The 22,478-nt window shown below is 68.8% G+C and carries 18 protein-coding genes and 2 tRNA genes; 10 read left to right on the top strand and 10 right to left on the bottom strand.

Annotation, left to right across the window (positions count from 1 at the left end):
• Nucleotide 1: 1 nt before the first annotated feature.
• Together AC5RUW_RS14955 and AC5RUW_RS14950 are read left to right on the top strand one after the other, a co-directional pair.
• Nucleotides 2-2,530: an ABC transporter permease gene (locus AC5RUW_RS14955; protein ID WP_494161407.1), complete on the top strand. Its 2,529-nt coding sequence runs from the start codon at nucleotides 2-4 to the stop codon at nucleotides 2,528-2,530.
• Between the two features lie 181 nt (nucleotides 2,531-2,711).
• Nucleotides 2,712-3,215, top strand: a complete 504-nt coding sequence (locus AC5RUW_RS14950; RefSeq protein WP_494161406.1) for a hypothetical protein — start codon at nucleotides 2,712-2,714, stop codon at nucleotides 3,213-3,215.
• Nucleotides 3,216-3,374: 159 nt separating this feature from the next.
• On the opposite strand, the gene metG is transcribed toward AC5RUW_RS14950, so the two are convergent.
• From metG to ilvD, 8 genes are all read right to left on the bottom strand, one after another.
• Complete coding sequence (gene metG, locus AC5RUW_RS14945; protein WP_494161405.1) at nucleotides 3,375-4,934, bottom strand: methionine--tRNA ligase; 1,560 nt, start codon at nucleotides 4,932-4,934, stop codon at nucleotides 3,375-3,377.
• A 9-nt stretch (nucleotides 4,935-4,943) separates the two neighbouring features.
• A complete protein-coding gene (locus tag AC5RUW_RS14940; protein ID WP_494161404.1) occupies nucleotides 4,944-6,329 on the bottom strand; it encodes an FtsX-like permease family protein in 1,386 nt (461 codons plus the stop codon).
• Complete coding sequence (locus AC5RUW_RS14935) at nucleotides 6,326-7,066, bottom strand: ABC transporter ATP-binding protein (protein WP_494161403.1); 741 nt, start codon at nucleotides 7,064-7,066, stop codon at nucleotides 6,326-6,328. Before AC5RUW_RS14935 ends, AC5RUW_RS14940 begins: the two co-directional genes overlap by 4 nt.
• Nucleotides 7,067-7,262: 196 nt before the next feature.
• Nucleotides 7,263-8,858 (bottom strand): phosphoglycerate dehydrogenase, encoded by a 1,596-nt coding sequence (gene serA / locus AC5RUW_RS14930; RefSeq protein WP_494161402.1) that lies wholly within the window; start codon nucleotides 8,856-8,858, stop codon nucleotides 7,263-7,265.
• Nucleotides 8,859-9,029: 171 nt separating this feature from the next.
• Complete coding sequence (gene ilvC, locus AC5RUW_RS14925; RefSeq protein ID WP_494161401.1) at nucleotides 9,030-10,055, bottom strand: ketol-acid reductoisomerase; 1,026 nt, start codon at nucleotides 10,053-10,055, stop codon at nucleotides 9,030-9,032.
• A 44-nt stretch (nucleotides 10,056-10,099) separates the two neighbouring features.
• A complete protein-coding gene (ilvN, locus tag AC5RUW_RS14920) occupies nucleotides 10,100-10,612 on the bottom strand; it encodes an acetolactate synthase small subunit (protein ID WP_494005249.1) in 513 nt (170 codons plus the stop codon).
• A 3-nt stretch (nucleotides 10,613-10,615) separates the two neighbouring features.
• On the bottom strand, nucleotides 10,616-12,523 hold the full coding sequence (locus AC5RUW_RS14915) for an acetolactate synthase large subunit (RefSeq protein WP_494161400.1): 1,908 nt from the start codon (nucleotides 12,521-12,523) through the stop codon (nucleotides 10,616-10,618).
• Between the two features lie 501 nt (nucleotides 12,524-13,024).
• Nucleotides 13,025-14,728 (bottom strand): dihydroxy-acid dehydratase, encoded by a 1,704-nt coding sequence (gene ilvD, locus AC5RUW_RS14910; RefSeq protein ID WP_494161399.1) that lies wholly within the window; start codon nucleotides 14,726-14,728, stop codon nucleotides 13,025-13,027.
• Between the two features lie 205 nt (nucleotides 14,729-14,933).
• On the opposite strand from ilvD, the gene AC5RUW_RS14905 reads away from it, so the two are divergent.
• On the top strand, nucleotides 14,934-15,359 hold the full coding sequence (locus tag AC5RUW_RS14905; protein WP_494161398.1) for a hypothetical protein: 426 nt from the start codon (nucleotides 14,934-14,936) through the stop codon (nucleotides 15,357-15,359).
• Here AC5RUW_RS14905 and AC5RUW_RS14900 read toward each other — a convergent pair.
• Nucleotides 15,356-16,327 (bottom strand): 2-hydroxyacid dehydrogenase, encoded by a 972-nt coding sequence (locus AC5RUW_RS14900; protein ID WP_494161397.1) that lies wholly within the window; start codon nucleotides 16,325-16,327, stop codon nucleotides 15,356-15,358. The genes AC5RUW_RS14905 and AC5RUW_RS14900 overlap by 4 nt on opposite strands.
• Nucleotides 16,328-16,458: 131 nt before the next feature.
• On the opposite strand from AC5RUW_RS14900, the gene AC5RUW_RS14895 reads away from it, so the two are divergent.
• Nucleotides 16,459-16,839, top strand: coding sequence for a hypothetical protein (locus AC5RUW_RS14895; protein WP_494161396.1), 381 nt, complete (start codon nucleotides 16,459-16,461; stop codon nucleotides 16,837-16,839).
• A 104-nt stretch (nucleotides 16,840-16,943) separates the two neighbouring features.
• Nucleotides 16,944-17,019 (top strand) — tRNA-Lys (locus tag AC5RUW_RS14890).
• 156 nt (nucleotides 17,020-17,175) lie between these two features.
• On the opposite strand, the gene AC5RUW_RS14885 is transcribed toward AC5RUW_RS14890, so the two are convergent.
• Nucleotides 17,176-17,646: a MarR family winged helix-turn-helix transcriptional regulator gene (locus tag AC5RUW_RS14885; protein WP_494161395.1), complete on the bottom strand. Its 471-nt coding sequence runs from the start codon at nucleotides 17,644-17,646 to the stop codon at nucleotides 17,176-17,178.
• Between the two features lie 181 nt (nucleotides 17,647-17,827).
• Between AC5RUW_RS14885 and bcp the strand changes: the two genes are divergently transcribed.
• From bcp to AC5RUW_RS14860, 5 genes are all read left to right on the top strand, one after another.
• Complete coding sequence (gene bcp / locus AC5RUW_RS14880; protein ID WP_494161394.1) at nucleotides 17,828-18,295, top strand: thioredoxin-dependent thiol peroxidase; 468 nt, start codon at nucleotides 17,828-17,830, stop codon at nucleotides 18,293-18,295.
• 49 nt (nucleotides 18,296-18,344) lie between these two features.
• A tRNA-Leu gene (locus AC5RUW_RS14875) sits at nucleotides 18,345-18,426 on the top strand.
• A gap of 265 nt (nucleotides 18,427-18,691) precedes the next feature.
• Entirely contained in the window at nucleotides 18,692-20,386 is a 1,695-nt protein-coding gene (locus tag AC5RUW_RS14870) for an ABC transporter substrate-binding protein (protein WP_494161393.1), read from the top strand.
• Between the two features lie 102 nt (nucleotides 20,387-20,488).
• Nucleotides 20,489-21,493, top strand: a complete 1,005-nt coding sequence (locus tag AC5RUW_RS14865; protein WP_494005258.1) for an ABC transporter permease — start codon at nucleotides 20,489-20,491, stop codon at nucleotides 21,491-21,493.
• Nucleotides 21,490-22,437, top strand: a complete 948-nt coding sequence (locus AC5RUW_RS14860) for an ABC transporter permease (RefSeq protein ID WP_494005259.1) — start codon at nucleotides 21,490-21,492, stop codon at nucleotides 22,435-22,437. Before AC5RUW_RS14865 ends, AC5RUW_RS14860 begins: the two co-directional genes overlap by 4 nt.
• Nucleotides 22,438-22,478: the final 41 nt, after the last annotated feature.

The raw sequence follows: 22,478 nt of genomic DNA, 5'->3' as shown, positions 1-22,478 counted from the left end.
CATGCTGCGGGTTGCCCTGGCGCAGGTGCGCCTGAATGCACGGCGGTTCATCGCCGTCTCCCTGGCCGTGATCATCGCCGTCGTGTTCCTGACGGCCACCCTGATCATCAACTCCTCCTCGAAGGCCTCGCTGGCCCAGAGCGTGGGCCATGGTTTCCGCAACGCGGACCTCGTCCTCACCGCCGCCGATCCGCGCGAGCCGGAGACCCTGAACCAGGCCGCGGCTGACGCCGTCGCCGAGGCTGACGGCGTCGCCGGCACCTATGCCCTTCGCGAGGCCTTCGCGGTCTTCGGTGAAGGCCGGAACCGGACGTACGGCCAGGTCCGCAGCATGCCGGAATCCACCGAACTGCTGCCGGTCGACGTGACTGAGGGCGCGCTGCCCGCGGCCGACGGCGAGGTGGTCCTGGACGAGGCCACCGCAGACCGGCAGGAACTGGCGCCCGGCTCGGTCCTGGCCCTCGATACCGAGTTTTTCGCGGATACCGAAACCGGGTCCGCGACGGCTCCTGCCCCGCTGACGGAGCTGAAGGTCACCGGCCTGGTCAGCACGTCGGAGGATCCAATGCTGTACGGCGCAGCCCAGTTGTATGCCCTCGACACCACAGTGCAGCAGCTCGGCAATGCCTCCCCCGATTTCTCCAACCTTCAGCTTGCCGTGGCCGACGACGTCAACGCCGCCGGCGCCAAGGCGGACGTGGAGCAGGCGCTCGCCGACGCCGGAATCAGCGGTGTTGTCGTCCGGACCGCCGCGGAACAGGTGAACGAGACGGTGGCAGGCTTCACCGGCGGAGAAGACCAGCTCACGCTCATCCTCCTGGCTTTCGCCGCAGTCGCCCTGCTGGTCTGTGCCCTGGTGGTCTCGAACACGTTCTCCGTGCTGGTGGCCCAGCGCACCCGTGAGCTGGCGCTGCTGCGCTGCATCGGTGCCGGCCGTGCCCAGATCCGCCGGTCCGTCATCATGGAAGCACTGGTGGTCGGCGTCGTGTCCTCAGTGGCCGGCGTGCTGCTGGCGATCGGTCTGATGGCGGGCATCATCGCCTACCTGAAGACGGTTCCGGAAGCCGGCTTTGCGACCCTCGCGGTGGGCCCCGGCGCCGTCCTGGCCGGCCTGGCCGCAGGAATCGTCCTCACCCTGCTCGCCGCGCTGGTCCCCGCCCGTGCCGCCACCACTGTTGCACCACTGGCGGCGCTGCGTCCGGCCGAGGAGGTGCGGGCCGGTACCCGCCGCGGCCGTATCCGCCTGGCCATCGGCCTCGTGATTCTCGCCGGGGGCGCCCTGCTGCTCGGCGCCGGAGCGGTCTCCGAGGACCTGCTGATCGCCCTCCCCGGGGGCATCCTCAGCTTCATCGGCGTGCTGATATGCGCCACGCTGTTTGTACCGCACCTGGTCCGTGCAGTGGGCGCCCTGGCCGCACCTCTGGGCGTCCCGGGCAAGCTGGCGGCCGTCAACGCGGTCCGCAACCCGCAACGGACCTCCGCGACGTCCTCGGCACTGCTGATCGGTGTCACCCTCGTCGCGATGATGATGACCGGAGCGGCAACGTCCAGGTCCGCCTTCGACAGCACCCTCTCGGAGCAGTACCCGGTGGATGTCTCCGTCGATGCCGACTACGACAGCGAGGAACCGTACACCGACGCCGACGTGCGCAAGGCCCTCAGCATGGATGGCGTGGAACAGGCTATCCTGCTGTCCCCAGGCGGCGCAGTGGAGGTGGACGGCTCCGATTGGCCGGTGTACGTCCTGGAAGCAGCCGACGGTCCGGTGCTCAACGACGCGGGACTGATCCCGACGGACGGCACCATCTCCATGCCCAAGGGCACCACTGCGAAGACCGTGACCGTCCGCGGCGCTGCGGCCCAGGTGGAGCTCGAGGTCATCGAGTCCGGAAATCCGTACCTCGACCCCCTGATCACCCCGGCCACGGCCGAACGGATCGGCGGAGACCTGGCCCCGGTACTGGGCGAGCCGGCTCCCCAGCCGCAGCTGTGGCTGTCCGTGGCCTCCGGGATGAGCACCACCGAGCTCATGGACCTGCGCACCGAACTGGCGGAGGTGCTGGACGTTGATGACTACTACATCGATGGCGCGGCCATCCAGCGGGCAGCCTTCGAACAGGTCATCAATGTGCTGCTGCTGGTGGTGACCGGCCTGCTGGGCGTGGCCGTGGTCATCGCCCTCGTGGGAGTGGCCAACACCCTGTCGCTGTCCGTGCTGGAGCGGACCCGGGAGTCTTCGCTGCTGCGGGCCCTCGGCCTGACCCGCGGCCAGCTGCGCGGCATGCTCGCCCTGGAGGCCGTGCTGATTGCCGGTGTTGCCGCGCTGCTGGGCTGCGGCCTGGGCGTGGTGTACGGCTGGCTCGGTGCACAGTCGGCGCTCGGCGCGTTTGCCGCCGTCGTCCCGGCCGTCCCGTGGCTGCAGCTGATCGGGGTCCTGGCCGTGGCCCTGGTCGCCGGACTGCTGGCCAGCGTGCTTCCGGCCCGGCGGGCCGCCCGCCTCTCCCCCGTGGAAGGCCTGGCCGCCGACTGAGCGGGCATCCCGGCCCGGCCCCGCGGTCGGATCCGCAAAGGACCGAAGGCCCGGTCCGCCGTATCGGCGGGCCGGGCCTTCGGCTGTCCCAAAACTCGTAGCAGCCCGGCCGATCTGCAAGGATACTAAGCACACTGAGCTGCAGGCAGAAACAACCGAGACCGAATCGGAGGAACAGACGATGGCAGAGCAGGACTGGAAACCGGCCCACGAGTCGCTGGCCGCGTACCTGAACGACCATCTGGTGGGCGCCGAAACGGGGGTGCGCCTGTTCCGCGCGGCGTCCGATACCTGGCAGGGGTCCGAATACGAGTCGGTCTTCACCTCGCTGGCGGAGGAACTTTCCGGCGAGCGGGACGAGCTGGAGAACCTGATCATCGCGCTGGGCTACAGCCGGTCCAAGGCCAAGGCACTGGCCGGATGGGCGGGCGCACTGGTCGGAAGGTTGGGTCCGCTGAATCCGCTGAACACCGGGGGCGGTCCCACCGGGCAGCTCGAGCTGGAGACCCTGCAGTCCCTGGTGCGGCAGAAGGAATCCATGTGGCGTACCCTGCTGGTGCTTTCCACCCGGGACCGCCGGTTCAACCCGTCGCGGCTGCGTGAGCTGCTCGATGCGGCTCAGCGCCAGCAGCAGGAGGTGGCAGGGGTCATGGAGGCCACCGCCGCCGCGCGGTTCCTGACGTAAGATCGCAGGCGGCCCCCGGAGAGATGGTTTGAGCCCGGCGCCTGCGCCAGGATGCTGTCTGAGCCGGACAAGGGAGCTCCGGGACACAGCTGCGGCCCGCACCGTGATCGGTGCGGGCCGCAGCTGTGTGTTCCGGTCCGGAGCCGGCGGGGACGCCTGCTACTGCGCCGGTTCCTCGTACTTCGGGAAGATCGGGGCGGGGGCCGGCAGCGCGGTGTCCGGGGCCAGCGGCGTGCCGATGGCGCTGAACTGCCGTGCTGCGCCCTCGTCCTGGCCCAGGACCGTGAGCAGCTTGGCCGCGCTGCCGGGCATCACCGGCTGGACGAGGATCGCCACGATGCGCAGCACCTCCAGCGTCACGTACAGCACGGTGTTCATGCGCTCGACGTCGGTCTTGCGCAGCACCCACGGCGCCTGCTCGGCGAAGTACGCATTGGTGTCTCCGAGGACCTTCCAGGTGGCCTCGAGCGCGCCGTGGAAGTCCTGGACGTCGTAGGCCTCGCGGGAGATCTGCAGCAGCTTCCCGGCGGCGTCGAGCAGCGCGGTGTCCTGGTCGGTGAACTCTCCAGGCTGCGGCACCGCGGCGCCGCAGTTCTTGGCCACCATCGACAGCGAACGCTGGGCCAGGTTGCCCAGGTTGTTCGCGAGGTCGGAGTTCATGCGAGCGACCACGGCCTCATGGTTGTACGAGCCGTCCGCGCCGAAGGGCACCTCGCGCAGCAGGAAGAACCGCACAGCGTCCAGCCCGTACTGGTCCGCCCAGTCCTTCGGCGCCACCACGTTGCCCAGCGACTTGGACATCTTCACGCCCTTGTTGTGCAGGAAGCCGTGGATCATGATCCGCTTGGGCAGCTCCAGCTTGGCGGACATCAGGAACGCCGGCCAGAAAATGGCGTGGAACCGGGAAATGTCCTTGCCGATGACGTGCACGTCGGCCGGCCAGTACTTCCGGAAGGCTTCGCTGTCGGTGTCGGGGAAGCCGACGCCGGTCAGGTAGTTGGTCAGCGCATCCACCCACACGTACATCACGTGGTCCGGGTTGCCCGGCACCGGGACGCCCCAGTCGAAGGTGGTGCGGGAGATGGACAGGTCCTCCAGTCCACCCTTGACGAAGCTGATGACCTCGTTGAACCGCGAGCGCGGGGCGGCGAAGTCCGGCTGGGACTCGTAGAGGGCCAGCAGCTTGTCCTGGTAGGCGGAGAGGCGGAAGAAGTAGCTTTCCTCCTCGGTCCAGGTCACCTCGGTGTCCGTCTCCTTGGAGTACCGCACGCCGTCTTCCCGGACTTCGGTTTCGTCCTCGCCGTAGTAGGCCTCGTCACGCACGGAGTACCAGCCGGCGTACTTGGAGAGGTAGATGTCGCCGTTCTCCTCCATCCGCTTCCAGATGGCCTGGGCCGCGGCGTAGTGGTCGGCGTCGGTGGTGCGGATGAACCGGTCATAGGAGGTCCCCATGTCCGCTTCCATCTGCTTAAAGGCAGCGGAGTTGCGGTCCGCGAGTTCCTTGGCGGTGATGCCTTCCTTGTCTGCGGACTGCTGCATCTTGAGCCCGTGCTCGTCCGTGCCCGTCATGAAGAACACGTCGTAGCCGTCCAGCCGCTTGAAGCGGGCCATCGCGTCGGTGGCGATGTGCTCGTAGGCGTGCCCGATATGGGGCTCTCCGTTGGGGTAGGAGATGGCCGTGGTGATGTAGAACGGGGTACGGGATTCGGAAGAAGTCACACTAGAAAATTACCCTCTTTTGCCGGCTTCCGCTTCCAGCGCCATGCTCAGCACGGGGCCCGTCGCGGCGAGCCCGGCCCGGACCAGCAGCACGCCGGCGGCCACGGTCGCGGCCAGGATCGCCATTGAAGCAGGGCCAAAGAGCAGCGCCGCGCCCACCAGCGGTGAGAGCAGCAGCCCCGACGTCGCCGTCGACACCGCGCACACCAGCAGCAGCGGCTGCATCACGGCTGCGACGCGTGCGCCGTCGATCACGTGCCGGGGCATGCCCATCCGGTCGAGGCTGCGGTACAGCTCCCCACGGTCCAGGACGTCGGCCGCCTGGTTGATCCCGGCTGAGCACGCCACCATGAGGAATCCGGCCACCACGGTGATCAGGATTCCGGTCTGGAGGTCCTGCAGCAGGAAGTCCTCCGGGTTCTCTCCCTGCGAGCCCCGGGCAGCCGCGGTGATCGAACCGCCGATGACCGCGGTGAAGCACACCATCGACAGGGAGCTGACCTGCCGCCAGGCCGCCTTGGGCGCATCAAGCACCATCCGGGCCGCGAGCAGCGCCTGAGGGCTGCGGGCACGCCGCAGGCGGCGCCGCGCCGAGCGGGCCACCAGCCACGGTCCGACCAGGTTGAGGACCGCCATGCCGGAGGCAAAAACGCCGAAAACCACCGCAACCGCCACGGCAGTGGAGGCGAACGGAGTCAGCAGGGCCAGGAAACCGACACCGACCACGGCGACGGCGCCCCAGGCCCGTCCCTTGTGCACTTTCTGCGGCTGGGCCCGGTTCCGTACGCCCAGCGGCGAGATGACGACACGCCGCAGGCCCAGGGCCGAGCTGACGGCGGCGAGGATCACCACGAGCAGCACCGTCAGGGCAAGGGCCGCCGGGTGCAGCCAGTAGGCGGCGCCCAGCGGGGCGCCGCGGAAGTGGATCAGCTGCACGAAGGGCGCCAGCAACAGGTAGCCGAACACCCCGGCGACGGCGCCGGCAGCGGCCAGGGCGGTGGCCTCCAGGACCGTCACCAGCTGCACGGTCCGGGCGGAGGCGCCGAGCAGGCGAAGCGTGGAGAGATGCTCGTCCCGCCGGCGGGCGGACAGCCGGGCGGCGGACCCGCCGAGGGTGATCAGCGGAAGTACCAGCAGGATCAGCGCAAAGGCGGCCAGCACCTGGTAGAGGATGCCTTCCTCGTCCTGCCACTGCAGGAATGAGGCGGCACCGGCCAGCACGGTCAGCAGCAGCGTGGTGACGACGGCGAAGGACGCCGCGGGCAGCGCGGCCGTGGCCCGGCCGGCGGTGCCGGGGCGGTTCAGCATCCACGCCACGCGGAACGGAACGCCGGCCGCCGGGGCCGGGGCCGAGGGCGGCAAGGACGCGGCGGAGGCGGCTGCAGGGGCGTTCATCGGGCGGCTCCCATCGGGCCGGTGCCGGGCGTGCCGGCGGTGTCGTGGGCAATCCGGCCGTCGGCCAGCGTGATGACCCGCCCGCACCAGCGCGCCACCTCCGGATCATGGGTGACGACCACCAGGGCCCGGCCGCTGCCCTGCACGGAGCGCAGCAGGTGCTGCATGACCTCCGCTGAGGTCCGCGAATCCAGGGCACCGGTCGGTTCGTCCGCGAACAGGATCCGCGCGCCGGTGACCTGGGCCCGGGCAATGGCGACCCGCTGGGCCTGGCCGCCGGACAGCTCACCGATGCGCCGCTGTTCCATGCCGGCCAGGCCCAGGGCGGCCAGGGCGTGCGCCGCGGCCTGCTCCGCGTCCGGGCGCGCGACGCCGCCCAGCATCAGGGCCAGCGCGACGTTCTCCCCCGCCGTGAGTTCGGGGATCAGCAGCCCCTGCTGGAAGACGAAGCCGAAGTCCCGGCGGCGCAGGGCGGAGCGTTCGTCGTCATTCAGCGCAGTGACCTCCACGGGTGCGGCTCCGCCCTGGAACAGGCGGACGCTGCCGGCGTCGGGCAGCAGGATGCCGGCCAGGCAGTGCAGCAGGGTGGTCTTTCCGGAGCCGGAGGCGCCCATGACGGCCACCGCTTCACCGGGCCGGACGGCCAGGGAAACACCGTCCAGGGCGGGCGGGCCGCCGTAGCTCTTGACGAGGTTTTCGGCTGTCAGCAGGGGCGCTCCGGGCGCGGATGTACTCATGCCTCCATGCTGTCCCGGGCCGGGCCTGCCCCGCGTCGGAGCCGGGCATGAAACCGTACCGGGTGCTCCTCCTACCCTGGGCGGAGTCCGGCTCATCCCGCTGCCGGCCGGAGACGCGGCAACGGCAGGGACAGTCCGCCGAAGCGGTCCATCCCTGCCGTTGCGCGCCCCTGAGGGGGCCGTGCCGGTGGAGGCGTCAGTCCTGCAGGTCGACCTCGCGGACGACGTCGGCGTTGATTTCCTGCTTCAGGGCCTCCAGCACCTCCTGCGGCACGGAGGAGTCCACGGTGAGCAGCGACAGCGCCTGGCCGCCCTCGGTGCGGCGGGCGACCTGCATGCCGGCGATGTTGACCTGGTTCTCCCCCAGCACGCGGCCCAGGGCGCCGATGACGCCCGGCCGGTCCTGGTAGAGCAGGACCACCAGGTGCTCACTGATCGGGATTTCCAGGTCGTAGCCGTTCACGCCCACGAGCTTCTCGATCTGCTTCGGCCCGGTCAGGGTGCCTGCCACGGAGATCCGGGTGCCGTCCGAGAGCGCCCCACGCAGGGTCAGCACGTTGCGGTAGTCATCCGCCTCGGGCGTGGTGAGCAGGCGCACCTCGATGCCGCGCTGCTCGGCGAGCACCGGGGCGTTCACGTAAGAGACCTGATCGGAGACGATGTCGGTGAAGATGCCCTTCAGCGCGGCCAACTCCAGCGCCTTCACGTCCAGGGCGGCGATCTCGCCGGCCACCTCGATGTCGATGGCGGTCACCGAATCGTGCGCCAGGGCGGTGAAGATCCGGCCAAGCTTCTCGATCAGCGGGATGCCGGGGCGCACGTCCTCGGCGATGACGCCGCCGGCGACGTTGACGGCGTCGGGCACCAGCTCACCGGCCAGGGCCAGGCGCACGGACTTCGCCACCGAGATGCCGGCCTTTTCCTGGGCCTCGTCGGTGGAGGCGCCCAGGTGCGGGGTGACGATGACGTTGTCCAGGGCGAAGAACGGCAGGTCGGTGCTGGGTTCCTTGACGAACACGTCGACGCCGGCGCCGGCGATCTGCCCTTCGGTCAGCGCGGTGTAGAGGGCTTCCTCGTCGACCAGGCCGCCGCGGGCGACGTTGACCACGTACGCCGTGTCCTTCATCTTCGCGAACGCCTCGGTGCCGAGCATGCCCAGGGTCTCCGGGGTCTTGGGCATGTGGATGGTCACGAAGTCGGACTGCTCCAGCAGTTCGTCCAGGGAAACCAGCTCGACGTCGAGCTGCGCGGCGCGCGCGCTGGTGACGTAGGGGTCGTAGGCCAGGATCTGGGTGCCGAAGGCCTGCAGGCGGGCGGCGACCAGCGCGCCGATGCGGCCCAGGCCGATGATGCCGACCTTCTTTTCGTACAGCTCGGTGCCGGTGTACTTCGACCGCTTCCACTCCCCGCCCTTGAGGGCCGCGGAGGCCTGCGGGATGTGCCGGGCCAGGGACAGGATGTGCCCGACCGTCAGCTCCGCGGCGGAGATGATGTTCGACGTCGGGGCGTTGACGACCATGACGCCGGCCTGGGTGGCGGCCTTGATGTCCACGTTGTCCAGGCCCACGCCGGCGCGGGCGATGACCTTCAGGTTCTTCGCGGCGGCGATCGCCTCGGCGTCGACCTGGGTGGCCGAGCGGACCAGGATCGCATCGACGTCGGCGATCTCGCGCAGCAGCTCGGAGCGGTCCGCGCCGTTGGCCTGGCGGATCTCAAAGTCGGGGCCCAGGGCCTCGACCGTGGCGGGGGACAGTTCCTCGGCGAGGAGTACTACGGGTTTGGTGGCAGTCACCGGTGACCTCTTCAGCTGGTGTCGTGTTCTGGTGGTTCCGCGCTTCACGCGCAAAAGGGCCGGGCCCGGCGGTTGCCGGGCCCGGCCCCGTTGCCGATGCGGCGTGCACTTCGAGCCTATCGCCCGCCGTGCTCAGGAGTCCGCAGCGCAGGGATTGTTACCCGGCGGCAATCAGCGGGCGACGGATCCCTCGGTGTAGTCGTCCTCGTTCTTCAGCCAGGAGAACAGCTTGCGCAGCTCGCGGCCGGTGGCCTCGATCGGGTGCTCCTCACCCTTCTTGCGCAGGTCCTTGAACTCCCCGCCGCCGGCGTCCTGGTCGTCGATGAACCGCTTGGCGAAGGCACCGTTCTGGATGTCGGCCAGGACGGCCTTCATGTTCTCCTTCACCTCGGGGGTGATGACGCGCGGGCCGGAGACGTAGTCGCCGTACTCGGCGGTGTCGGAGACGCTCCAGCGCTGCTTGGCGATGCCGCCCTCGACCATCAGGTCGACGATGAGCTTGAGCTCGTGCAGCACCTCGAAGTAGGCGACCTGCGGCTGGTAGCCGGCCTCGGTCAGGGTTTCGAAGCCGTACTGGATCAGCTGCGAGGCGCCGCCGCAGAGCACGGCCTGCTCGCCGAACAGGTCGGTTTCGGTCTCTTCGGTGAAGGTGGTCTCGATGACGCCGGCGCGGGTGCCGCCGATGGCCTTGGCGTAGGAGAGCGCCAGGTCGCGGGCCTTGCCCGAGGCGTCCTGCTCGACGGCGATCAGGTCCGGCACGCCGCGGCCGGCCTCGAACTCGCGGCGGACGATGTGGCCCGGGCCCTTGGGAGCGACCAGGGCGACGTCGACGTCGGCCGGCGGCTGGATGTAGCCGTAGCGGATGTTGAAGCCGTGGCCGAAGAACAGCGCATCGCCGGCCTTCAGGTTGGGGGCGATCTCCTCGGCGTAGACGAAACGCTGGACCTGGTCCGGGGTGAGGATCATGATCAGGTCGGCCTCGGCGACGGCGTCGGCGACATTGAGCACCCGCAGGCCCTCGGCCTCGGCCTTGGGGCGGGAGGCGGAGCCTTCCTTCAGGCCGACGCGGACGTCGACGCCGGAGTCGCGCAGGCTGAGGGCGTGGGCGTGGCCCTGGCTGCCGTAGCCGATGACGGCGACCTTGCGGCCCTGGATGATCGACAGGTCGGCGTCGTCGTCATAAAACATGGTGGTCACTTGTGTGTCTCCTGTTGGGTCTTGGATGAAGGTATCCGGGGGAACTAGGCGCTGCGCAGCGCGCGGTCGCTCATGGACTTCGCGCCGCGGCCGATCGCCAGGGTTCCGGACTGAACAATTTCGCGGATGCCAAAGGGCTCAAGCACTGAGAGCAGTGCGTTGAGCTTCTCGGCGGTGCCTGTGGCTTCAACGATCAGGGAGTCGGTGGACACATCGACCACTGAAGCGCGGAACAGCTCGGCTGCCTGGGTTACCTGCAGCCGGGTTGCGGCATCCGCGCGAACCTTGACCAAGATGTGGTCGCGTTGCACGGAGGATTCGGGAACCAGCTCGACAATCTTGATGACGTTGATGAGCTTGTTCAGCTGTTTGGTGACCTGTTCGAGCAGGTCACCCTCGGCGTCGACCACCACGGTGATCCGGGACAGCCCGGACACCTCGGAGGGGCCCACGGCCAGGGAATGGATGTTGAATGCGCGGCGGGCGAAGAGGCTGGCGACCCGGGTGAGCACACCGGGGACGTCTTCGACCAGCACCGACAGGGTATGGCGGGCCATGTCCTACTCCTCCTCGTCCCAGCTGGGGGTCATGTTGCGGGCGATCTGGATCAGGTCGTTGCTGACCCCGGAGGGGACCATCGGCCAGACCATGGAGTCGCGGCTGACCACGAAGTCGATCACCACGGGGCGGTCGTTGATCTCCAGCGCCGCCTGGATGGTGGCGTCGATGTCCTCGTCCCGTTCGCAGCGCAGGCCGGCGCAGCCGTAGGCGTCGGCCAGCTTGACGAAGTCGGGCACCCGCACGGTGTCCGCCCCGGTGTTCAGGTCGGTGTTGGAGTAGCGGGACTCGTAGAAGAGGGTCTGCCACTGGCGCACCATGCCGAGCGAGGAGTTGTTGATGACGGCGACCTTGATCGGGATGTTGTTGATCACGCAGGTCGCCAGTTCCTGGTTGGTCATCTGGAAGCAGCCGTCGCCGTCGATCGCCCAGACCACCCGGTCCGGGTTGCCGACCTTGGCGCCCATTGCGGCGGGCACCGAGTAGCCCATGGTGCCCAGCCCGCCGGAGTTCAGCCACGCGCGGGGCCGCTCGTACTTGATGAACTGCGCGCTCCACATCTGGTGCTGGCCGACGCCGGCGACGTACACGCCCTCCGGGCCGGTCAGGGCGCCGATGCGCTCGATGACCTTCTGCGGGGCCATCAGCCCGTCCTCGGGCTCGGACCAGCCGGTGGGGTAGGTTTCGCGCAGCTTGTCGATGACCTGCCACCAGGCGGAGAGGTCGGGGGTGCCTGCGGCCTCGAACTGTGCCCGGACCGCGTCGGCGAGCTCGGGCATGATCTCCTTGACCGAGCCGACAATCGGGACGTCGGCCGGGCGGTTCTTGGAGATTTCCGCCGGGTCGATGTCGGCGTGGATCACCTTGGCGCCGGGCGCGAAGGAGGACAGCACGCCGGTGACCCGGTCATCGAAGCGGGCGCCGAGGGTGATCAGCAGGTCCGACTGCTGCAGGGCGGTGACGGCGGAGACCGAGCCGTGCATGCCGGGCATGCCGGCATGCTGGCGGTGCGAGTCGGGGAACACGCCGCGGGCCTGCAGGGTGGTCACCACCGGGGCGCCGACCAGTTCGGCCAGCTCCAGCAGCTCGGCCGAGGCGTTGGCCTTCAGCACGCCGCCGCCGACGTAGAACACGGGGCGCTGCGACGCGCCGATCAGCCGGGCGGCTTCACGGACCTGCTTGGAGTGCCCGCGCACCACGGTGCGGTAGCCGGGCAGGTCGATCTTCGGCGGCCAGGAGAACGTGGTCTTCGCCTGCTGGGCGTCCTTGGTGACGTCCACGAGCACCGGACCGGGACGGCCGCTGGTGGCGATGTGGAAGGCCTCGGCGAGCACGGAGGGAATGTCCTCGGCCTTGGTGACGAGGTAGGAGTGCTTGGTGATCGGCATGGTGATGCCGACGATGTCCGCTTCCTGGAAGGCATCGGAGCCGATGACCGAGCTGTTGACCTGGCCGGTGATGGCGACCATGGGCACGGAGTCCATGTGCGCGTCGGCGATGGCGGTGACGAGGTTGGTGGCGCCGGGGCCGGAGGTCGCGATGCACACGCCGGCCTGGCCGGTCACCATGGCATAGCCCTCGGCCGCGTGGCCGGCGCCCTGCTCGTGCCGCACCAGGATGTGGTTGATCTTCGACGAATCCATCAGCGGATCGTAGGTGGGCAGGATGGCCCCGCCGGGAAGCCCGAAGACGTCGGTGACGCCCAGCTCCTCCAGCGCCCGGACGATGGCCTGGGAGCCGGTCATCTCGGTGGGCGGAACAATGTTGTTGGGGCCCTGGATGCGCTCATCCACGGCGTCAGCAAGCACCGGCGCACTACCGGCAGTGTCTCGGGCCTTGGCCTGCGCCGCGCGCGGCGGTCCGGCTCGGTGGGCCATCAGCGAGGGGCTGATCGGCGATCCCTTGGTCATGAGGACTTCCTTTGCGGATGCTTATCCATATTGATCTGTGCTGCGGCTGTCCCGGGGGTTATCCCGGGCGGGGCCTTTGTGCTTCCTGAAGCCAATAAAAAAACCCCTCGAGCCGGTTGGCTCCGTAGGGGTCTGCGCGTGGCGTCACTTACCAGACGGGGCTCTTATGCCACGCGCTGAATAAGGACGACGGTTACCTTCTGCATAACCCTCAGTCTTCCGGTCCCCTCTGGTGAGTGTCAACCGGCGTTACCTTCGTCTCATTATATGAGACGAAGCGTCCACCTTCCGGACATTACGCTCCGCCCGATCCGGGAGGACTACTGGGCCGGAAACCGCCCCCCGCTCTGCTGTTTTGTTGTTCTGACCCGGAAGGTACCCTGCGCACCTCAGGCGGCAGGGCACCATTGAGGCACTTCGGCGGCAGGGCTTAATAAGGCTGCAACGGCCTGAGGGGCCCCAACTCCATCCGCCCCGGCGGATGGAGTTGGGGAGGCCGTATCAGCCGCAGTAGGCGCCCGTGGAGGCGGAGTTCACCATCTTGGCGTACTTGGACAGCACGCCCTTGGTGAACTTGGCCGGCAGCGGCTGCCAGCCGACCCTGCGGGCTTCGAGCTCTTCGGGGTCCACCAGCAGGTCGAAGCTGCGGGCGGCGATGTCGACGCGGATCCGGTCGCCGTCCTTCACGAAGGCGATGGGGCCGCCGTCGACGGCTTCGGGGGCGACGTGCCCGATGCACAGGCCCGTGGTGCCGCCGGAGAAGCGGCCGTCGGTGAGCAGCAGGACGTCCTTGCCCAGGCCGGCGCCCTTGATGGCGCCGGTGATGGCGAGCATCTCGCGCATGCCCGGGCCACCCTTGGGGCCTTCGTAGCGGATGACGACGACGTCGCCGGCGTGGATTTCGCCGTTGTCGAGGGCATCGAGGGCGCCCTGTTCGCGTTCGAAGACGCGGGCGGTGCCTTCGAAGATGTCTGCGTCGAAGCCTGCGCTCTTCACCACGGCGCCTTCGGGGGCCATCGAGCCGTGCAGGATGGTGATGCCGCCGGTCTTGTGGATCGGGTTGTCCAGTGCGCGCAGGATCTTGCCGTCGACGTCCGGCGGGTTGATCTCGGCCAGGTTCTCCGCGACGGTCTTGCCGGTGACGGTGAGGCAGTCGCCGTGGAGCAGGCCGGCGTCGAGCAGCGCCCGCATGATCACGGGCACGCCGCCGATCTTGTCGACGTCGGTCATCACGTAGCGGCCGAACGGCTTGAGGTCACCCAGGTGGGGAATCTTGTCGCCGATGCGGTTGAAGTCCTCGAGGGTGAGGTCCACTTCGGCTTCGCGGGCGATGGCCAGCAGGTGCAGGACGGCGTTGGTGGAGCCGCCGAAGGCCATGGTGACGGCGATGGCGTTTTCGAACGCCTTCTTGGTCATGATGTCCCGGGCGGTGATGCCCTTGCGCAGCAGGTTGACGACGGCTTCGCCGGACTTGCGGGCGAATTCGTCGCGGCGCCGGTCAGCCGACGGCGGGGCGGCCGAGCCGGGCAGGGACATGCCCAGGGCCTCGCCGATGCAGGCCATGGTGTTGGCGGTGTACATGCCGCCGCAGGCGCCTTCGCCGGGGCAGATGGCCCGTTCAATGCGGTCGAGGTCGCCGCGGCTCATCTTGCCGGCGGCGCAGGCGCCGACGGCTTCGAAGGCGTCGATGAGGGTGACCTGCTTCTCCGAACCGTCTTCGAGCGTGACCCAGCCGGGCATGATCGACCCGGCGTACAGGAAGACGCTGGAGAGGTCGAGGCGGGCCGCTGCCATCAGCATGCCGGGCAGGGACTTGTCGCAGCCGGCGAGCAGCACGGAGCCGTCGAGGCGTTCGGCCATCATGACGGTTTCGACGGAGTCCGCGATGACCTCGCGGGAGACCAAGGAGAAGTGCATGCCTTCGTGGCCCATCGAGATGCCGTCGGAGACGGAGATGGTGCCGAACTGCATGGGGAAGCCGCCGCCTGCGTGCACGCCTTCCTTGGCTCCCTGGGCCAGGCGGTTCAGGGACAGGTTGCAGGGGGTGATTTCGTTCCAGGAGCTGGCGATGCCGATCTGGGGTTTGGCGAAGTCGTCGTCGCCCATGCCGACCGCGCGGAACATACCGCGGGCCGGGGCAGCGTGAATGCCGTCGGTGACGACACGGCTTCTCGGTTTGATGTCTGGGGTGTTCTCCACGCTCATGCGCTAAATCCTATGACCATTGCCGGTCGCGGCCCGGGGATGTGACGGGGCGCGGTGCCGTGTTACGGACATGTTTCCTGTCTGGACCTCCCCCGGTTTCCAACGACCGGACGGGCCGGGAGGGTTCCCGGCCGGTGCTGACGATCAGGTAACAGTCCGGCGCGCGGGCTCCCTCGACGGCGGTCCGCCTCCCTAGACTGGCCCCATGACTGCCGATCAGGGACACCCGGACAGCGACGAACTCAAGGCGGCCCTGCGGAGGATTTTCGACTCCCAGATTCCGAACTACGGAAGCTACAACTTGGTGTGCGCCTCGCCGGCCGGGGCCGACGACCGGCACTACGTGCTGGGCTACCGCTGGAATCCCCTGGAGCTCATCTTCGCCCCCTTCGACCCGCACACCCTTCAGGGCGTTGAGGTGCCGACGTCCGTCGGGTCCACCAACCTGGCCCACACCGAGCCGGTCGGGCCGGGACGGCTGGCCGTGGCGACGATCACCGGCCGTGTCTTTACGTTCGAGGTGCATCCGAAGGCCGGACTGCCGGTAACCGACGGCGCAGGGGTGGTCGAGCAGGCCGCGGACCTGGAGGACTTCACCGGGTTCCTGGCGGAGTTCCGCCGGATCGGCTAGGAGCCGCGCCCCCAGGGGCCGGGGATGACAAGGTTCTCCGGTTCCCTGCCGGCTGCCAAGCGGGCGGCCTGCCTCCGCAGCAGGGCGGCGATCCGCGGCGGAAACGCGCCGCTGTTGCCGCCGTTGTGCGGAGTGATCAGGGCATTGGGCGCCGACCACAGCGGGTGGCCGGACGGAAGCGGCTCCGGATCCACGACGTCGAGGGCGGCCCGCAGCCTTCCGGACACGACTTCACGGGTCAGGGCCGCGGTGTCGACGACGGGCCCGCGGGCCACGTTGACCACCAGCGCGCCGTCGGGCAGCGCGGCAAGGACCTCGGCATTGACCAGGTGCCGGGTGTCCCCGTTCAGCGGGGTGATGACCACGAGCACCTCTGCCGTCCGCGCCAGGCCGGTCAGCTCGGCGGCCCCGTGCATCTGCCCCTCCGCGTCGGTGCGTGCCCGGGAGCCCACCCGGGTCAGCTCCACGTCGAAGGGCTTCAGCCGCGCCGCGATTTCGCGGCCGATGCCGCCCACCCCGAGGAGCAGGACGCGGCGGTCCGCCAGGCCGGGCCACCGCGTCGGTTCCCAGAGCTGCCGCCCCTGGCTGCGGACGGCCTCCGGGATGCCCCGAAGCGAGGCGATCATCAGCCCGAGGGCCAGTTCGGCGGTGGCGGCAGCATGGACTCCGGCGGCGGTGGCAACCGCGGTCTGCGGTCCAACGAGTTCGGGCACGCCGTCGTAGCCCGTGGTCTGGGTCTGCACCAGCTGCAGGCGCGGCGCCCGGGCCAGCGCCGGGCGCCAGTCGCCGGCGGGAGCGTAGGGCAGGACGACGGCGTCCACTTCCGCGGCGTCCACACCCTCCGGTTCCCCGGCCAGGTCCCACACCGCCGCCGTGATGGCTTCGGGCAGCGGGCCCAGATCACGCAGCAGCTGCGCATCCGGAACGGTGAGCGTGCGGACGGGACGGAACGGGATCTGGTCTGCCATGTCCGCCAGCCTACCGGCGCGGATCAACGTATCCGACGCCGCCGGGGCGCGTGCCATCCGGGCGGGTTTACCGCCGGCCCGGCGCCGTCCTACCGTCATAGGAGGATGCCTCAGCGACGGGAGGACCGGCGATGGAACGCTCACGGCTCAATCGGCTGGTGTTCGCGGCGGCGCTTGCCGGCGGCGCCCTGGCCGCCGCGCTCCGCCGGCGGAGAGACCGCGATGCACCGCCGCCCGGCGCGCCGGGCGCAGGGCGCCGGGCCGGCCCGCCGGACCGGGGCTCCGTCACGGTGACCGTCCGGCGGGGCGCGGACGGTGCGGACGGACAGGAGGGCGCGCGCCACAGCGCCTGGCGGGGCACGCTCCCCCGCCGGGTCCAACGCCGCCCGCCGGCGCCGGCCGATCCGTCCGGCCCGGAACCGCGGCGGGTCTGGGTGGTGGAGGCCGGGCCGGAGTGGGACGGCACCGCCGGCGAGTGCGTGATCAGGCGCCCCGGCCCCTCCGGAATGTGATCTGCCCTACTTTTACCGCCTGAATTTCAGGTTCCGGGCAGAGTGCTGGTAATGTTTCATGTCGTTGCAGCGCACCGCGGAGATATCCGGCGCAGCGGCAAAATGCACCTCTAGCTCAATTGGCAGAGCAATTGACTCTTAATCAATGGGTTCCGGGTTCAAGTCCCGGGGGGTGCACCACAATGAAGACTCCCGCCGACATAGTCGGCGGGAGTCTTTTTTTGTATTATGCGGCGCCGACGCAACGGCTGCACGCCCCGGACGCCGGGCCCACAAACAACGACGGCGGGAGGAGGCCCAGAAGGCCTTCCCCCCGCCGCCGCGGAACGTACGTGACTACCCGGCGTTCAACACCGGGGGCTGCGGCATCCCCGGAGCGGGATCGATGGCCACCGGGATCCCGGAGACATCGACCGCGGCCTGCCAGCGGGGGCTGCCGAGTTCGGTGATGACGCGGCGCAGCTGCCCGCGCAGCTCCTCGGACATCAGCTCGCCGCCTTCCAGCAGGGTCCGCTCGATGTTCTGCGCCTCATGCAGGGCTTCGCGGCCCTGGTCGGTGATCGAGACCATGTGGCTGCGTTTGTCCATGTCGTTGCGCACGCGCTTAACGTGCCCGTGGCTTTCCAGCCGCGCCAGGGTCTTGCCCATGGTCTGGGCCTGCACCCGCACCAGCTGGGCAAGGTGGGCCTGCGTCATGGGGCCCTGGGAATCAAGCACGCCCAGGGCGATGACGCCGGCGTGGGTTACTCCGATGCTGACCAGCCGCTCATTCCAGGCGTGCTCAACAAGCCGTGCGGCAGTCGACAACAGGCGACCGGTGGGCCAACGCTCCATATCCGGCATAAAGCAGAACTCTTCCTTTCAGGGGTTCGGATTCATTAGGCCGATCGGCTAGCCTGAAATCCATTGACTACGATAGCCACCGCAGTCCTGAGCTGTCGCGCGGCCTCGGGCCCCGCAACCTAATCGATACAAACAGGAGCACCTCATGTCCAGACTGACCGTCGGCGACGTCGCCCCCGATTTCACCCTCGAAGACTCGGCGTCCACCCCGGTCTCGCTGTCCGACTTTTCCGGCCGCAGTGTCATTGTTTACTTTTATCCCGCCGCAGCCACTCCCGGCTGCACCAAGGAAGCCTGCGACTTCCGGGACAGCCTGGCCGGCCTGCAGCAGTCCGGCTACGCCGTCCTGGGCATCTCACCCGATCCGGTCAGCAAGCTGTCCAGGTTCGCGGAGGACCAGGCGCTGAACTTTCCGCTGCTCTCCGACCCGGACCATGCCGTGGCCGAAGCCTACGGCGCCTGGGGCGAGAAGAAGAACTACGGAAAAGTCTATGAAGGACTCATCCGTTCCACAATCGTGATCGACCCGGAGGGCGTGGTAAGCCTCGCCCAGTATAACGTCCGCGCCACCGGCCACGTTGCCAAGCTGCGCCGCGACCTCGGCCTCGACTAGGCTCCGGTACACTGTAGGCTGGCCCGCCCCCCCCCAAGGGGGCGGCCAGGCGCGAGTGGCGAAATTGGCAGACGCGCTGGATTTAGGTTCCAGTGTCTTCGGACGTGGGGGTTCAAGTCCCTCCTCGCGCACTTCTCCGCCGCCCGGTCGACGGGCGGCGCCTGAGCCCTTCGGCTCCGACACCCCGACCCATCGGTCGGGGTGTTTTTCGTTCCGGCACCTTTCCTGCGACCGGCGCCGCCCGGCCACGCCGTGACCCAATTGTGACCACACCCGCCTTCCGCCTGCCCGTTCCGGGCCGCCGATGCCCCTAGGCTCTGTGCATGGCTTGTGTCGCATGACACAGTCGCGGCGCCGTTGCGCCGTGACCTACCACTCGCCCCTAGGAGCACCGATATGTCACCTGCTGGCAAGAACGCCGGGCGCCGCCCGTCCGGCAGGCGGGCCTCGGCCATCACGGCCGGACTCGCCATGAGCGCCCTCATCCTCTCCGGCTGCGCCGAGAGCAACCGCGACGGCGATGCCGGCGGCGGCGGGGAGTCCAACGTCGACGGCACGTTCATTTTCGCGGCCTCGTCCGACCCGAAGTCCCTTGACCCGGCCTTCGCCTCCGACGGGGAATCCTTCCGCGTCAGCCGCCAGATCTTCGAAGGCCTGGTCGGGGTTAAGGAAGGCACGGCCGATCCCGAGCCGCTGCTGGCCGAGGACTGGGAGATCTCCGAGGACGGGCTGACCTACACCTTCGACCTCAAGGAAGGCGTGACCTTCCACGACGGCACCGAGTTCAACGGCGAGGCCGTCTGCGCGAACTTCGACCGCTGGTACAACTTCACCGGAATCCAGCAGGCCGAGAGCCAGGCCTATTACTACCGGATGCTGTTCAAGGGCTTCTCGGACACCCCGGAGGCCGCCACCTATGAGTCCTGTGAAGCAACCGGAGACAACGAGGCCACGGTCACCCTGGCCAAGCCGTTCGCCGGGTTCATCGCCGCCCTGTCCCTGCCGGCCTTCGCCATGCAGAGCCCGGCCGCCATGGAGGAGCACGGCGCCAACAACGCCTCGGGCACCGAGGAGGCTCCGGAGCTGACCGCCTACGCCAAGGAGCATCCGACGGGCACCGGCCCGTTCAAGTTCGAGGGCTGGGAAGTGGGCAACCAGATCACCCTCTCCGCCTACGAGGACTACTGGGGCGAGCAGGGCCAGGTCACCGACATCATCTTCCGCGTCATTGACGACCCGAACTCCCGCCGCCAGGCCCTGCAGGCCGGCGACATCGACGGCTATGACCTGGTGGCGCCCGCCGATACCCAGGCCCTGACCGACGAGGGCTTCAACGTCATTCCCCGCGAGCCGTTCACCATCCTCTACCTGGGCATGAACCAGCAGGTCGAGCAGCTGGCCGATCCCCTGGTCCGCCAGGCCATCGCCCACGCGATCGACAAGGACGCCCTGGTCCGCCAGACCCTGCCGGAAGGCACCAAGGTGGCCACCCAGTTCATCCCCGAGGTGGTCAACGGCTACAACGAGGACGTCACCACCTACGAGTACGACCCGGAGAAGGCAAAGTCCCTGCTGGCCGAGGCCGGCTACCCGGAGGGCTTCACCATCGACTTCAACTACCCCACCGGCGTCTCCCGCCCGTACATGCCGACGCCGGAACAGGTGTTCTCCAACATCTCGGCCCAGCTGGCCGAGGTGGGCATCACCGTTGAGGCCAAGCCGGCCAAGTGGTCCCCGGACTACCTGGACCAGGTCCAGGCCACGCCCGACCACGGCCTGCACCTGCTCGGCTGGACCGGCGACTACAACGACACCGACAACTTCGTCGGCGTGTTCTTCGGCAGCGAGAAGGACGAGTTCGGCTTCAACAACCCCGAGCTGTTCCAGGCCCTGGAGGAAGCCCGCCAGGTGACCAAGGTCGAGGAGCAGACCCCGATGTACGAACAGATCAACGAGGACATCGCCCAGTTCCTGCCCGCGGTGCCGCTGGCGCACCCGGCGCCGTCGCTGGCGTTCTCCGAGCGCGTCGAGTCCTACCCGGCCAGCCCCGTCAACGACGAGGTCTTCAACAAGATCCAGCTCACCGAGTAGCGAAACCATCCACCGGAAGGCCGGGGACGCGCGCCGTCTCCGGCCTTCCGGCCGACCTTTCTCGACTCCTGTCAGCTCCTTCCGGGCTGAGAAAGGACTTCTGTGCTGCGAGTCATCGGCAAACGCCTGCTCCTGCTGGTCCCCACACTCTTCGGCCTCTCGGTCCTGCTGTTCCTCTGGGTACGCAGCCTTCCGGGCGGGCCCGCCACCGCCCTGCTGGGCGAAAAGGCCACACCTGAAGCCATTGCCCGCATCAATGAGGCCTACGGCTTCGACCGTCCCCTGCACGAGCAGTACCTGACCTATGTCGGCAAGCTGCTGCAGGGAGACTTCGGCGTCTCCACCGTCACGGGCCGCCCCGTGCTCGAGGAGTTCGCCAACCGTTTTCCCGCGACGCTGGAACTTGCCGTCGTCGCCCTGATCTTCGCGATCGCCATCGGCATTCCGCTCGGCTACCTCGCCGCCCGCCACCAGGGGCGCATCCTGGACCACGGCTCCGTGGTCCTTTCCCTGCTGGGCATCACCATCCCGGTGTTCTTCCTTGCGTTCATGCTCAAGTGGGCCTTCGCCATCCAGCTGGGCTGGTTCCCCACCGACGGCAGGCAGGATCCAAGGATCAACGCTACGCACGTCACCGAGTTCTACGTACTGGACGGCCTGCTGACCAGGGAATGGGATGCATCCTGGGACGCGATCATGCACCTGGTGCTGCCGGCCATCGCCCTGGGCACCATTCCGCTGGCCATCATCGTGCGCATCACCCGCGCCTCCGTCCTGGAGGTGCAGGGCGCGGACTACGTCCGCACCGCCCGCGCCAAAGGCCTGATGGAGAAGACGATCCGCGGCCGGTTCGTGCTGCGCAACGCCATGCTGCCGGTCACCACCACCATCGGCCTGCAGACCGGCCTGCTGATCTCCGGGGCGGTGCTCACCGAAACGGTGTTCGCCTTCAACGGCATCGGACGCTTCCTGCGGGACGCCATCTTCAACCTGGATTATCCGGTGCTGCAGGGCTTCATCATTTTCATTGCCGTGGCGTACTCGCTGATCAACCTGCTGGTTGATGTGTCCTACGGCTTCATCGACCCGAGGGTGAGGGTGCAATGAGTACAGTCCTGCCGCCGTCACCCGGCGGAACCGTAACGACCCCCGACGAGAAGCCGCTGACCGCCGAAGCCCGCGGCAGCGGCATGTGGCGCGACGCCTTCCGCCGGCTGCGCCGCAATCCGGCGGCCATCGCCGGGGCGGTCATCATCGGCCTGTTCCTGCTGGTGGCCATCCTGGCCCCGGTCCTGGCCCCTTACGGCGGGGAGGACCTGCCGGGCCGCACGGAGATCACTCCGACCTCCATTCCGGGTCCGGGCGAGCTGGACGCGTATCCCCTGGGCCTGGACCGCTTCGGCGGGGACGTGGTGTCGAAGCTGATCTGGGGCGCCCGGGCGTCACTGCTTATCGGCGTCATCTCGACCGCGCTCGGCCTGGCCGGCGGCATGATCCTGGGCCTGCTGGCCGGCGGCTTCGGCGGCTGGGTGGACTCGCTCATCATGCGGTTCGTGGATGTGCTGCTCTCCGTGCCGAACCTGCTGCTGGCCGTGAGCATCGCCGCCGTCCTGGGGCAGACCCCGGCAGCGGTGATGATAGCCATCGGTGTTTCCCAGGTGCCGATCTTCGCCCGGCTGCTGCGCTCCTCCATGCTCTCCCAGCGCGGGGCCGACTACATCCTGTCCGCCCAGACCCTGGGCCTGAGCCGCAGCACGATCACCATGAGCCACCTGCTGCCCAACAGCGTGGGGCCGGTCATCGTGCAGGCCACGCTGACCCTTGCCACGGCCGTGATCGACGCCGCGGCGCTGTCCTTCCTGGGCCTGGGCGGCGGCCGGCCGGAATCCGCGGAATGGGGGCGCATGCTCACGTACGCCCAGAACGAGCTCGCCGTGGCACCGCAGCTCGCGTTCCTGCCCGGCATCTGCATCGCGGTGACTGCGCTGGGCTTCACCCTGCTGGGAGAGTCCCTGCGCGAGGCTCTCGATCCGAAGACCCGGCGCAAGTAGGCGGCGCAAGGGCAAACGAAAAGGCTGCGGCCCCGGTTTCC

It is taken from the genome of Arthrobacter sp. Y3222053 (genome assembly GCF_059092805.1).
The sequence above is the reverse complement of the archived record's forward strand: the minus strand, read 5'-3'. Positions and strand labels throughout refer to the sequence as shown.

Excerpts from the sequence above, each read along its gene's own strand:
- AC5RUW_RS14905 (WP_494161398.1), top strand. The coding sequence starts at position 14,934 with ATGACTGCCGATCAGGGACACCCGGACAGCGACGAACTCAAGGCGGCC.
- bcp (WP_494161394.1), top strand. The coding sequence starts at position 17,828 with ATGTCCAGACTGACCGTCGGCGACGTCGCCCCCGATTTCACCCTCGAA.
- ilvN (WP_494005249.1), bottom strand. The coding sequence starts at position 10,612 with ATGGCCCGCCATACCCTGTCGGTGCTGGTCGAAGACGTCCCCGGTGTG.
- AC5RUW_RS14935 (WP_494161403.1), bottom strand. The coding sequence starts at position 7,066 with ATGAGTACATCCGCGCCCGGAGCGCCCCTGCTGACAGCCGAAAACCTC.
- AC5RUW_RS14860 (WP_494005259.1), top strand. The coding sequence starts at position 21,490 with ATGAGTACAGTCCTGCCGCCGTCACCCGGCGGAACCGTAACGACCCCC.
- AC5RUW_RS14900 (WP_494161397.1), bottom strand. The coding sequence starts at position 16,327 with ATGGCAGACCAGATCCCGTTCCGTCCCGTCCGCACGCTCACCGTTCCG.
- AC5RUW_RS14915 (WP_494161400.1), bottom strand. The coding sequence starts at position 12,523 with ATGACCAAGGGATCGCCGATCAGCCCCTCGCTGATGGCCCACCGAGCC.
- ilvD (WP_494161399.1), bottom strand. The coding sequence starts at position 14,728 with ATGAGCGTGGAGAACACCCCAGACATCAAACCGAGAAGCCGTGTCGTC.
- AC5RUW_RS14895 (WP_494161396.1), top strand. The coding sequence starts at position 16,459 with ATGGAACGCTCACGGCTCAATCGGCTGGTGTTCGCGGCGGCGCTTGCC.
- AC5RUW_RS14940 (WP_494161404.1), bottom strand. The coding sequence starts at position 6,329 with ATGAACGCCCCTGCAGCCGCCTCCGCCGCGTCCTTGCCGCCCTCGGCC.
- AC5RUW_RS14955 (WP_494161407.1), top strand. The coding sequence starts at position 2 with ATGCTGCGGGTTGCCCTGGCGCAGGTGCGCCTGAATGCACGGCGGTTC.
- AC5RUW_RS14950 (WP_494161406.1), top strand. The coding sequence starts at position 2,712 with ATGGCAGAGCAGGACTGGAAACCGGCCCACGAGTCGCTGGCCGCGTAC.
- AC5RUW_RS14870 (WP_494161393.1), top strand. The coding sequence starts at position 18,692 with ATGTCACCTGCTGGCAAGAACGCCGGGCGCCGCCCGTCCGGCAGGCGG.